General features: G+C 39.3%; 12 protein-coding genes. 3 read left to right on the forward strand and 9 right to left on the reverse strand.

From position 1 onward, the window contains the following. Positions 1-22: 22 nt before the first annotated feature. From mnmG to HDT10_RS09420, 3 genes are all read right to left on the reverse strand, one after another. Positions 23-1921: a tRNA uridine-5-carboxymethylaminomethyl(34) synthesis enzyme MnmG gene (gene mnmG, locus HDT10_RS09410; protein ID WP_290882734.1), complete on the reverse strand. Its 1899-nt coding sequence runs from the start codon at positions 1919-1921 to the stop codon at positions 23-25. Between the two features lie 110 nt (positions 1922-2031). Then, a complete protein-coding gene (locus tag HDT10_RS09415) occupies positions 2032-2160 on the reverse strand; it encodes a hypothetical protein (RefSeq protein ID WP_290882737.1) in 129 nt (42 codons plus the stop codon). Between the two features lie 50 nt (positions 2161-2210). Then, positions 2211-3212, reverse strand: coding sequence for an SAM-dependent methyltransferase (locus tag HDT10_RS09420; RefSeq protein WP_290882739.1), 1002 nt, complete (start codon positions 3210-3212; stop codon positions 2211-2213). 125 nt (positions 3213-3337) lie between these two features. Between HDT10_RS09420 and HDT10_RS09425 the strand changes: the two genes are divergently transcribed. Continuing rightward, complete coding sequence (locus HDT10_RS09425; protein ID WP_290882741.1) at positions 3338-3850, forward strand: DUF6033 family protein; 513 nt, start codon at positions 3338-3340, stop codon at positions 3848-3850. Between the two features lie 32 nt (positions 3851-3882). Here the strand turns inward: HDT10_RS09425 and HDT10_RS09430 are convergent, their stop codons facing one another. The 5 genes from HDT10_RS09430 to rplM form a co-directional block, all read right to left on the reverse strand. Further along, a complete protein-coding gene (locus HDT10_RS09430; RefSeq protein WP_290882744.1) occupies positions 3883-4665 on the reverse strand; it encodes a HesA/MoeB/ThiF family protein in 783 nt (260 codons plus the stop codon). Continuing rightward, positions 4656-6518, reverse strand: coding sequence for an asparagine synthase (glutamine-hydrolyzing) (asnB, locus tag HDT10_RS09435; protein WP_290882746.1), 1863 nt, complete (start codon positions 6516-6518; stop codon positions 4656-4658). Before asnB ends, HDT10_RS09430 begins: the two co-directional genes overlap by 10 nt. 9 nt (positions 6519-6527) lie before the next feature. Further along, a complete protein-coding gene (locus HDT10_RS09440; RefSeq protein WP_290882748.1) occupies positions 6528-8774 on the reverse strand; it encodes an STT3 domain-containing protein in 2247 nt (748 codons plus the stop codon). Between the two features lie 70 nt (positions 8775-8844). Next, the gene (rpsI, locus tag HDT10_RS09445) at positions 8845-9234 is read right to left on the reverse strand and encodes a 30S ribosomal protein S9 (protein WP_290882751.1); all 390 of its coding nucleotides are present in this window, start codon (positions 9232-9234) and stop codon (positions 8845-8847) included. Positions 9235-9244: 10 nt separating this feature from the next. Beyond that, the gene (rplM, locus tag HDT10_RS09450) at positions 9245-9673 is read right to left on the reverse strand and encodes a 50S ribosomal protein L13 (protein WP_290882761.1); all 429 of its coding nucleotides are present in this window, start codon (positions 9671-9673) and stop codon (positions 9245-9247) included. Between the two features lie 293 nt (positions 9674-9966). Between rplM and HDT10_RS09455 the strand changes: the two genes are divergently transcribed. Further along, the gene (locus HDT10_RS09455; protein ID WP_290882753.1) at positions 9967-10674 is read left to right on the forward strand and encodes a hypothetical protein; all 708 of its coding nucleotides are present in this window, start codon (positions 9967-9969) and stop codon (positions 10672-10674) included. An 81-nt stretch (positions 10675-10755) separates the two neighbouring features. Continuing rightward, entirely contained in the window at positions 10756-10992 is a 237-nt protein-coding gene (locus tag HDT10_RS09460; protein ID WP_290882756.1) for a hypothetical protein, read from the forward strand. Positions 10993-11103: 111 nt separating this feature from the next. Here HDT10_RS09460 and HDT10_RS09465 read toward each other — a convergent pair whose 3' ends face one another. Continuing rightward, positions 11104-11292 (reverse strand): hypothetical protein, encoded by a 189-nt coding sequence (locus HDT10_RS09465; protein ID WP_290882758.1) that lies wholly within the window; start codon positions 11290-11292, stop codon positions 11104-11106. Positions 11293-11791 lie beyond the last annotated feature (499 nt).

The raw sequence follows: 11791 nt of genomic DNA on the forward strand, positions 1-11791 counted from the left end.
TTGATATATAGAATCTAAAGACTTATTGATTTTTATTGCGCAAATGGATATAGAGTTGCAAGACTTCCAAGCTTGCAGGCGTTACCCCGCTGATTTCGCTTGCTTCAAACAAGCTTTTGGGATTGAATTTTTTGAGTTTCTCTATCACTTCTAGGCTCAAGCCCGGAATCCCGTCAAACACAAAGTCTTGCGGAATCGCAATGCTTAGCATTTTGTCCATATTATTAATGAGGTTTTGTTGCTTTTGAATGTAGTTTGCGTATTTTGTCTCGACCAAAATTTCTTCTAATGCGCGTGTGGAATAATTTGCGAAAGGGGTTTTTGTGATTGCGTTGATTTTGAGTAGTTTTTGCAAATCAAAACTGCGGCGACTTACAATCGTGCTCCAAGTCGTTTTATTACTGATTTTTTCTTCCCCAATAGAATCTAAGAACTTCAAAATCTCTAGTGTGGGTGTGATAGGGGTTGATTGAAGCCATTCTATGCCCTCTTGAATGTGCTTTTTATCCTGCATTAGTTGCGTGAAATCCGATGTATCCATTAATCCTAATCTATGCGCTAGCTCGCCAAGTCTAAAGAGGGCGTTTCCCTCGCGCAAGAGTAAGCGATATTCTGCACGTGAGCTAAACATACGATAGGGTTCTTTCGTGCCTTTGGTAACCAAATCATCAACCATTACACCGATATAAGCCTCATTACGTTTGAGAGTGATTTCCTCTTTTCCTTGCGCACTCAAAGCCGCATTAATGCCCGCAAAAATGCCCTGTGCCCCTGCTTCTTCATAGCCTGTTGTGCCATTAATCTGTCCTGCGCAGTAGAGATTCTTGATTTTTTTAGTTTCTAATGTATGTCTAAGCTCGGTTGGATTGATATAGTCGTATTCAATCGCATAGCCATAGCGCACGATTTCCGCATTTTCTAATCCCTCAATGCTATGAATCATCGCCTCTTGCACATCAAAAGGAAGCGAGCTTGTCAAACCATTGATATAATATTCGTTCGCTTCTAGCGTCTGTGGCTCTAAGAAAAGTTGGTGTCGCTCTTTATCGGAGAAGCGATGCACTTTGTCTTCAATGCTTGGGCAATAGCGCGGTCCTATTCCCTCAATTTGTCCTGTAAATAAAGGTGCGCGGTGAAAGTTTGCGCGAATAATTGCGTGCGTTTTGGCATTGGTGTAGGTTACATAGCAAGGAAGCTGAATCGGATTAAATTCTTCCTCCCCAAGCTCTTTTTGCGTTCTTTGGCTGAAAAAGGGAGCGGGAGTATCGCCAATGTGTTTTTCTAGGTTTTCAAAGTGAATGCTGCTTGCTTTAATGCGTGCGCAAGTGCCGGTTTTTAATCTCCCAACTTCCATTCCAAGCGTGCGCAAATTTTCACCCAATGCAGAAGCGGGAGGCTCTCCTGCTCTCCCATTGCTAGAAGTGCTTTCTCCAATGTGGATTTTACCTCGCAAGAAAGTGCCGGTCGTCAAAATGATTTTTTTTGCGTAATACCTCTTGCCAATAGAGGTTACAAGCCCGATTACAGCGGTTTTATCGTCATTAAGTAGCAGGGATTCTACGATTTGTTGCGTAATTTCTAAATGTTTTGTATGGTAGCAAAGATTACGTGCAATGATTTTGTATCTGTCCATATCAATTTGCGCACGTGTTCCACGCACTGCTGGACCTTTGGAAGCGTTGAGGGTGCGGAATTGTATGCCGCTCTTGTCTGTAATATAGCCCATAACGCCACCGAGTGCGTCAATTTCCTTGACTAAATGCCCTTTCCCAAGCCCACCAATTGCAGGATTGCAGCTTGCCGCGCCAATTTGCTCCACAAGCATTGTGATAAGCAAGGTTTTGCAACCCATTTTTGCAGAGACCACAGAGGCTTCAATCCCTGCGTGTCCTCCACCCACTACAATGACATCATAATCCATTCTTTGCCTTATGAAATTTTTGCGCAATTATAGCCAATAATGACAAGTTTGTGTCTATTCGTGATTCCGCATTGCGGATTGCTTCATACTTGTAGTCCTCGCAATGACTGCTAGGATTTGTCCTTACAAGAATGCACAAGCATTTGTGGCAATTTATCATTACTTATCTCTCCATTGAATATTTTTAGGCAGCCAACATTATGGATTGCTTCGCTTCGCTCACAATGACAAAATGCCATACTTTATAGCCTCGGTGAGATTCCATATTGCAGATTTCTTAGTTATGTGCCTAAATTTCAAAATTTGCAAAACATATTCCAAAGAATCGCTCGCCCAAAGCCCCGGGCGAAATCAAAGTGCGAATCTTGGAACTCTGCGTCATATAATGCTCTAACCCAAAATGCTTAATATACCATTCGCACATTTTATCTAGCCCCATATCCACAAGTGCGCGATTCTGCACACAGAGGAAATATTCCCTCCCACCAGCACGCAAAAATGCCTCGCGCCAAAGGGCGAAATTCACATCATAAGTCAAATCCACTTTGCCAAACAATTTTAAGAGTTTAGAATCACAGATCTTGGAGGTCGGATTAAGAAAGAAATTTTGCGTTTGGTGCTGCGTATAAAGCCTCAAAGAAAAGGAATTTCTCGCATCAAGTGCGCCATAATCAAAGCCTAAAAAGAGCCATTTAGGCGCGACTTGGGAGAGACTTGCTACAAACTCAAATGCGCCAAGCGGAATCTCTCCGATAACAACATTAAACGCCCTAGCAAACTCTAAAATCTTGGCATTTGCTTCCTTAAAAACTAACTCCCCGCCCTCTACAAACGCCATTTCTCCTTTGAAAACTAGCTCACAGGCAAAAGCGTCCAAAAGCTCATTACTCACAAACAATGCAACCTCTAAACCCTTTAAATCCTCTAATTGCGTGGCAGTTTGTAACTCTGTCCCAAGCCTTTGGTAGAAATTATCTTTCTGAATGTCTTGCAAGCTTTTTAGAGGCTCTAGCGTCCAAAATTCTATATTTTCTTGCCCATATAAATGCAAAAACTCTGCAATATCTGCGATTAAATCACCCTGTTCACTGCCGATTTCTATGATTGCGATTCTGCCCTTTTGCACTTTAAGAATCCCCTGCAAATAAAATCCAAGTGTGAAGCCAAAAAACTTCCCCACACTGACATTGGTATAAAAATCCCCTGCCTTGCCTACGCGCACCTTACGATAATAACCCTCTTCACCATACAGCCATTCTTGCATCAATGCACCAAAACTTTGCGATTCCATTACAACATTCCGCCTCTTTTATTGATTGCCCAAACTTATAGACTTTTATATTAATTTGAGCTTAGAACTATCAAGTTTTTGATTTTTTATCCGATATTTAAGGTAAATGGCGAAAAGGAGCAAAAATGTCTATCCAATCCTTAGATGGCGTATATGTTACAGGTGCGGCTTATGATTATGTCAAAGCGCAAAATTTTGAACAAAGCAATGCCAATGAAGTCTTGAAAGATTTGTCTGCAAAATTTACAAACCTAAAAATCAATGGCGATAACAAGGGGCTAAACAACCTTACCATTGCCCCAAATATTTTGCAAGAAATGGCAACCAACAAAGAAGCAAGGGAAAAATATGAGGCACTCATCTATGATATAAACGAACTTGCTAAGAATCCTCAAACCACCACAATGACGGGAGGTAAAATCGCCGCAAGCGGATTTGTGATTAATGCCGATGGCTCGCTTAGTGGGTGGGCTGTATCTGAAAGTGGAGATAGCAAAGAGGAAAAAACAATATTAGAAAAGCTCCTTGAAAGCCTTGAAGAGAAGCGCAAAGAGCGGGAGCTTGAGGCAAAAAGGCAAGAAAACAAGGAGAATTTAACACAAATTAAAATGGAATCTTCGCTGAATATTGAGATTTAAAATAATCGGCAAAGCAAGTTTTGCGTCAAAGACTACTCATACACTGCACTTTCTAGCTTTGTGATTCCGTTTTCTCCACAAACGCGGCAGCTTGGATTGCGCTTAATGGCAATCTTGCGAAAGTCCATTGAACGAACATCGCAAGTCAGCAGTTTGTCAAAAAGTGGCTCTCCTACTCCTGTGATAATCTTTATCGCCTCTGTGGCTTCTAATACACCAAACAATCCCGCCACAGCCCCCAAGATTCCAACACTCGCCCCCGTTGGCATTTCCCCCTTTGGTGGAGCATCAAACAAGCAAGCATAGCACGCACTGACTTTGGGCTTGATACTCATCACTTGCCCGCTAAAGTGCAAGGCACTTGCGCGAACCAAAATCTTATGAGAAAGCACACACGCGTCATTGATGAGAAATTTAGAGTTAAAGGCATCTGTGGCTTCAATCACCAAATCATAACCTTTCAGAACTTCTTGGATATTTTCTACATTGAGCCGCTCCCTAAAAACGCGTAAATTGAGACTAGGATTGAGTGCCTTTAGCTTATCATAAGCAGAATCTGCTTTGTTTTTGCCCAAATCTTGCATATTATGCAGAATCTGTCGCTGCAAATTACTCAAGTCCGCTCTATCACCATCACAAATGCCAAGATTCCCTACTCCAGCAGCTGCAAGATAATAAAGTACCCCAGAGCCAAGTCCTCCTGCCCCTATCACAAGCACGCGCGCATTCTTAAGCTTCTCTTGTCCCTCGACTCCGATTCCGCTTAATAAAATATTGCGATTATATCTTTCTAATTCCTCTTTGTTTAATTCCATTGATTTTCCTTAAATTTTTGATACCACATTTCAAGCGCGAACAAACTCCATAGCATTTTTGCACGTTTTTCTCTAGGATATTTGTGCGGCGCATTGCAAAGAGATTCTAACATATTTTTAGGCAAAAACTCTTGTGCGATTTGGGGAGATTGCAAAGTGTCTAAAACAAGCTTCTTTAACTCTCCCTCTATCCAAGCACTAAGCGGCACTTCAAAGCCTCTTTTGGGAGCATTCACGACTGCTCTATCCAAATACTTTTGTGCCAACTTTCTAAGCAAAACTTTCGTTGTGATTCCGCGTACCTTTAAACTATCTGCCAAAGTAGGCGCAAACTCCGTTAAGCTTTTAGACAAAAAGGGCGAACGCGCCTCTAAAGAATGCGCCATTGTGGCAATATCCATTTTGGGCAACAAATCACACCAAAGCAAATTTTTAGCGTCTAAAAGCAACATTTGAGAGAGCGGGGAGTATTTGCCTTGAAAAACTGATTCTACCTCCGCTTGAAATTCTTTATCCTGCGCACTCTCAAAAGAATGGAATCCCATAAAAATATCCGTTGTGGCATAGAGATAGTATTGCGCTAGATTCTGTTTGTATGCGCTAGCCATTTGCAAAAGCCGATAGAAATAATTATAAAGGGATTGCTTGACACTAGGTTTGGGTAATTTTTCTTTCAAAATGCTTAGAGGTAGAATCTTGGGCAACAATAAATGTCCAACATAACGGCGATAGCCCCCAAATAACTCATCTGCTCCATCGCCATTAAGAATCACGCTCAAATGCTCTTTAGCCGCTTTTGCGACATAAAAGCTAGGAATCGCGGAGCTATCAAAGAATGGACGCCCATAGGATTGCAAGATTTTCGGCACATCTTGGATTAGATTTGTGCTTATGGTTAGGCTTTGGTGTCTTGTGCCAAACTTGCGCGCAGTCTGCTCGGCTAAATGCGATTCGTCAAACATTGCATTTTCAAAACGAATCGTAAAGGTGCGTAGATTGGGCTTAATCTGCGAGGCTAAAGCGACAATGAGAGAGCTATCAATCCCCCCGCTTAAAAAAGCCCCCACTTCTAAATCCGAAGATTCTATGCGATTTTGAATGCTTTGCTTTAACAAGATTTCGCAAGTCCTTAAGGCTTCTTGCTCATCTGTAATTTTGGGCAAGCGATAGCAGGATTCTAATGCGAAATAAGGCTTTAGCATAAATTGCAATGTGTTTAAATCCAAGATTCCATAACTTCCATTAGGAATCGCGAATACATTTTTATAGGGTGCTCCATCGTGATAAAAAAACCCACTTTGCAAATAGAAATTAATCGCCTCAAAGTCTATTTCCAAAGGCTCTTTGAGAATCTTTAAGATTCCACATAGGGTATTTAACTCACTTGCAAAAATAAATTGCGAATCTTGCTTATAATAAAAAAGCGGTTTTTTGCCCATTCTATCACGCGCAAAATAGACTTTTTGCTTCTTTTTATCATAGAGCACGAAAGCGAACATGCCATCTAAGTCGTTTAGGGATTCTAAAAACTTCTCGCCAAAATTGCTAAAAAGAGCTAGAATCGTCTCTGTATCGCTATGAGTTTGAAAGGCAAAATCCAATCCCTCACGCAATTTTAAATGATTATAAATCTCACCATTGAAAATAAGACACAAATCGCCACACGCCATTGGTTGGCACGCTAGAGTGCTCAAGTCTTGGATACTCAAACGCGCGTGAAAGAGCTGTAACAAGCCCTTTTGCGTCCAATCATAAAACGCTCCCCTATCGTCAGGTCCGCGATGACGCATTAATGTGTAAATGGCGTCCAAAGAAAGCTTAGGATAGTTTAACGCACCAGCGATTCCACACATTTTTACTCCTTAATGTAGCTGCAATATACGCACAATGCCTCCACTTGCGCTAATTTGAGCAGGATAATTGCCAAAAAGCAACATTTGAATCAGATTGCTTTTGAGATAATAAGAGTTTAGCAAAAGTGAATTTCTGCCAAAATTGATTTGCGTTAATGGCAAATTTACTCGCGTATCTGTGAGGCTTGTATAAAAATTATCGTAAAGATTCAATATTGTTTGGGGTTGGAAGTTTGGGGCATTTTGTGCGGAATCCCAAAAAACAAAAATACTTTCTTCTAATGGTTTGCCATTTTTTAAATCCACATTGGCGAAAGCATTAATGTTTGCCAATAATGGCAAAATGCGCAGAGGCAAAACCCAATAAACCTTTGCTCCATTGGATAGTTCTAAGGTTTGCGATTCTAACTCTAATGCATTCAAATACGCATCTGCATCTTGATTATGCGAAAGAATCTCAAAGATTTGATTCCATTGTTTAGGGGAAAGTGTTTGCATTGCCTGTGCAAGCTTTAAGGAAAAATGATAAAACAATGTAGGAGAGGGGCTAAGCAGAATCTTGGCAATAGGAAAATTCACAGCACCTGAATGCCTTGCGCCATTAAGCAACACTTGCGCTTTGGTAAAATAGCTTAACGCATATCCATAATCCCACCACGAAAATACAATGTCTTGCAGATTTAGCTTGGAATCCAAATCTCTAAATGCTTGAATTTCTGCCTGTGTGAGAATCGGGGGCGGAATCTTATACTGCAAATTTGCTATAAAAATTGCCACAGCAGTGCTACTAACAAATAGTGCGGGGATAGAGAATCGCTTCAAAACATTCAAAACACCAAAACCCAAAAAGGCAAGCCCCAATGCGATAATGGGGGTTAAAAAAAAACTAAAACGTGCGCCCAAAGGAATAGCCCCTAAACCCAACAGACAAAAGGGTAAGAGAAAAAGAAAAATTTCAAAAAGCCCTTTGAAAGGATTGCCATAATCTTTGGAATCCTCTTGCACGAGGGGGAGAGTTTTAGAATTAGATTCCAATAATCTACTAAAACACAGACATTTAGAATAAAGATGGAATCGCAAACAAATGCCAAAAATCCCAAAACACAAAAAACCCAAAAGCCCACAACCAAAAACCATAATCCCCCCGCTCCGTTCTATTAATGTAGCGAGGCTTATGGGCATTGTTTCTAGGATTCCATTGACGACAGAAGCATAAACATAAGCATTGGAATCCTGTGTTGAGCCGAAAAAATACGCATTGATTTGGGTTAAAAATGGATTGAAAAGCCCAAATGCAATGGCATACCCTAGACTAAAAAGCAATCCAATCCACAACCTAGAGAATCTCCCAATTCCAATTAAAAGCAAAATAAATGCCAACAAACAAACAGATGAGGGGGTAAGAATAATCAAAAAAACAGAAATGAGGGCTAGGGATTTGGGAGGAATCGTGCGGGCTTTTAAAAATTTGATAATCTCTAAAACAACAAAAAGCAAGAATCCCAAAAGCAATAGATTCTGGATACCCTTATGCCAAGCAATCGCCAAATAACCAAAAACTCCAAACAATGCAAGAAACTTAAAAGAGAGCTGGGGGGCATTTAAAAAGTGTAGTAAAAAGATGAATGCAAGCAGAGGAAAAACAAGCAAAAGCATATCGGTATCAAAATATCCTACGCCTACGCGTTGGTAAAAACTAGGTGAAAGAATCGCAACCAAACTCGCCAAAAATGCCAAAAATTGAATACAGGGCAGTGAAAATGTCCAGTTAAGCGTTTGTGTTGGCGATTCCGTTGCTTGTTTGTTTTGCCTTTGCAAGAGAGACAAAAGGCTTTGAATGATTTGCAAAAGAATCTGATAGCCCAATAAATACAGTGAGATTCCTGTGCTTATGCTTAAAATAACGCTGCTCCAAGTCAGCACAAAGGCTAAACTTGTCCATTTTGCAAGGATTCCACCAAGAAGCGCAAGTGGGTGCAAAGTAACAAATGCCTTGAATATCTCTAGTGTTTCTGAATCTCCACTTAGCAAGTTAAGAAAATCTCGCGTGCCTTTAGCATAGTAATAGGCATCCATTGAAGTGAGAATCAATGTCCCTTCAAAGAAATTTTCAGGTGCTTGCAAAAGTAGAAAATCTATCCAATGGAATCCCAAGTGAATCAAAACAAGCAAAAAAATAAAAAATAGATGAAAAAAGATAATTGAGAATTGTGGAATTTGGATACCAAAAAATTGTCGGCTTGTTTGAGGAAACATAAATGGAACAGATTGAAAAAGCAAGGCTTTCCAAAAACCCAAAAGGCTTTTAGAAATATAGAATCCCTGATTATCTTTTTGAGAATTGTGGGCTTCTTCTTGCTTTACGTTTTCCGTATTTTTTACGCTCTACCACTCTGGAATCACGAGTCAATAAGCCTTTGGGCTTAAGAATTGCTCTGAAATTAATATCATAAAGCGCTAAGGCTTTAGAGATTCCGTGTCTAAGAGCTTCTGCTTGTGCAGAATAGCCACTGCCAAAAGTAACCGCAACAATATCTACGCTTTTTTCTTGTTTAGTGAGAAGCAAAGGTTGCATTACTTTCATTTTGATTGCCTCGTGTCCGCCTAACCAATCGTTAAGATTTGTTTCATTGACACTTAATTTGCCACTTCCCGAAGTTAGCCATACCTTTGCAATAGCTGTTTTTCTTTTCCCTGTTGCATAAATTTTTGCCATTTGTTAATCCTTATTTTGATTCTTTGGAGACTTGCGCACTATGCGGATGATTTGCATCACAATAAACTTTTAACTTCTTAATCATTGCACGACCTAATTTTGTCTTAGGAAGCATACCGCGAACAGCTAGCTTATAGAGTTTCTCTGGGTGCTTTTCTAGCATTTCTTGGAGCGTTTTAGATTTGGTGCTACCAAAGTATCCCGAATGAGTGAAATACTCTTTATCCTCTAATTTCATTCCGCTAAACTTTGCTTTAGGCGCATTGACAACCACTACAAAATCGCCACAATCAACATTTGGAGTATAACAAGGTTTGTGTTTGCCCCTTAAAAGCGTAGCAATTTCAGTGATAAGGCGACCAAAAGTCTTGCCTTCAGCATCCAAAACAATCCAATCGCGTTTAATTTCATTGGCTTTTGCCATTTTGGTAATATTCATAGCTTTACCTCTCATAATAATTTACTTCTTAAAGTCCAAAATCGCTTCTGGAATAGAGGCAGAATTATAGCGCAATTTTATAAATATTTTCTTAAATTAAGTTATATTTTATATAATCCTCTTTCTCCTATTATATAAAATTTCGTACGATTTAGATTCCAAATTTATTTCCCCAATATTAGTTGTTTAGAGATTTTAAACTAGTTCCTTATAAAAATTTAAGAATTTTATTTTTATAATTACAATATATGAATAAATGTTCATATATTGTAATTAATTTAAAAGGAGTCGTTATGACAAAAACAGGCTTGATGTATTCGGAAACATTTGCAAACTACGAGGCAGGTGAGGGCTATCTTTGCCTCTCTGCGAGAAACAACCCTTGGATAAGCACTAGGGATTATTACGATACAGGAGAAAGAGTAGCTGAAGCCTATGAAATGCTTGGCAAAACAGGATTGTTAGAAAAACTTGTTGCCATACCCTCTTATAAAGTGGATAAGGAATCTCTTATTGGATTTCACTCAAAAGAATATATTGAAAAACTAGAGAAACTAAGCAATGAAAATGGCGGGGATGTTGGCGAACTTTGCCAAATAGGCAAAGGCGGACTTGATGTAATTAGAGAAGCAGTCGGTGGAGATTTTAATGCCCTAGATTCTATAATGTCTGGCAAAATTCAAAACGCATTTTGCTTGCAACGACCACCAGCAGCTCACGCTGAACGCGATAAAGGCTTTGGCTTTTGTGTCGTCAATAACTTTAATATACTCATTCATTATGCGAGACAGAAATATGGACTCAAACGCATTATGATTATTGACATTGACAATCACTACAAAAAAGGAATTGAGGATGCTTGGATTGATACAGATGAAGTCTTGTATGCTAAAATTCATCAAACGGGCGCAGTTGCAGAAAATAGTGCGGCGGATAGGAATGCTAATTGGATTGGAGAGGGTAAAGGAAAGGGATATAATGTCGTGATTCCAATGCCATAAGGAGCAGGAGATGCCGCAAATATATTTGACCCACTTTGCCGACAACAATTAACGGCTAATGGATATTATAAACCGACAAAAATGATTAAAGCCATTGCAGATAGAGACGCACAAGGTCATCTAATTGGAATCCTAGAGGGCGGCAAGGGTAATTATATGGCATTCTGTATCTTAAAAACAATTGAAGCGATGAGTGGAGAAAATACGGAAGTTAAGGATATTACCGAAGGGCTCATTGTCCGCAATTACTTAACCCAAGACCAACAAGCCGCAATTAAAGAAGTCAAAAAGAATCTTTCGCCCTATTGGAAATTATAAAAGCAATATTATCTTTAAAGAATCGGGATAAGCCGATTCTCGCATTATTCGTTTTAAATATTGTTTTGATTGCATACAAAAATCTTGTATTATATGAACCGCCACGCAAATTTAAAAATCTTCTCGCAAGAATGAAATATTTCTTTCTATTTCATCATTATGGATTGCCACAGCCTCTAATGAAGCTTCGCAATGACGCAATGGGAAATGTCCTTGCAAGATTCTGCCTGTGGAATCGTGGCAATCCTTACTGCAAAAATTAATCTCATAAAACAAAGGGGGGGATAAAAGTATTTGCAAAGATAGAATCTCTAATTGATTTTAAGGCAGGATTCTTTAAATATAATTCCTAAATTCTTGACTGACAAGACACTAAAACTATAACCCCTAAAACATATATTCTCTTTGCATTAACTTTTGATATTTTATCCTATCATCATTTCCCCAACATTAAACTTTTACACTTTAATACCTGTAAGAACAAAATAAAAACAATCCAAACCCCCCTTCTTAAAAACTAAAAACTTCCAAAGCAATAAGAAACTAGAACCATAGATACAAAGCAGAAAGATTTCATCAAGGCATAAAACAACCTTATAAGAAATAAATAAGTAATTAAACCCTCATTACCTCTAAACTTTCAAACAAACAATAAAAATACAATAACTATCAGGGAATTCTAAATAAAAGAGACCAACTCTATTGTCTTTTACACTCTCATCTCCGCACCGTCCTACTTTACCACTCTTGCAAAGAGCAGTATCATCAGCGAAGAAGAGCTTAACTGCTAGGTTCGGAA

Source organism: Helicobacter sp., assembly GCF_014799995.1.
Classification (GTDB): Bacteria; Campylobacterota; Campylobacteria; order Campylobacterales; family Helicobacteraceae; genus Helicobacter_D.